This is a genomic window from Cellulomonas telluris (assembly GCF_004886325.1).
Lineage (GTDB): Bacteria > Actinomycetota > Actinomycetes > Actinomycetales > Cellulomonadaceae > Cellulomonas > Cellulomonas telluris.
Genome location: NZ_QXFN01000118.1, coordinates 1 through 512, shown reverse-complemented (window position 1 = coordinate 512; position 512 = coordinate 1). Strand labels below are relative to the sequence as shown.

The following is a 512-nucleotide window of genomic DNA, read 5'->3' as shown; positions in this document are numbered from 1 at the left end:
AGCGGATGCACGACGCGGCCGGGCAGCGGGCCTCGTCCTCCACGCTGGCAGCGCCCCGCCAGGCCGCCACGGCCGTCCTGCCGCCGGCCGTCGTGCACGACGAGGAGGAGCCCGCCGGCACAGCCGGCTCCAACGACACGGCGCCCAACGCCGAACCGGTCCCCGAGCTGGGCACGGGCGCCGCGAAGAACCCGCGCGTGCGGATCCTGGGCGCGCTCGCCGACCTCGCGGCCGCCGCCCCGCGCACCATCACCACCGCCGAGGACCAGGGGGCGATCGACCTGGCGACCGACACCGGCATCGAGGGCTCGGGCGCGGTGCGCACGACCTCGACGATCGGCGACGGCCCGCACGGCAGCGCGACCGGTGACGGCAGCAACGACTTCGACTTCTACGCGATCAACGTGGCCGCGGGCCAGTCGATCATCGCCAACACCGAGGGCTCGCCGGCCGGTCTCGACACGGTCCTCGCGGTCTACGCGGCCGACGGCACCCCGCTCGCGGCCGACGAC

General features: G+C 76.2%; 1 protein-coding gene. It reads left to right on the top strand.

Features of this window, described 5'->3' with window-relative positions; translation table 11 throughout:
- Positions 1-512, top strand: a 512-nt coding sequence (locus tag FB586_RS19645; RefSeq protein WP_168800637.1) for a hypothetical protein, incomplete at both ends; no start/stop codon positions are given.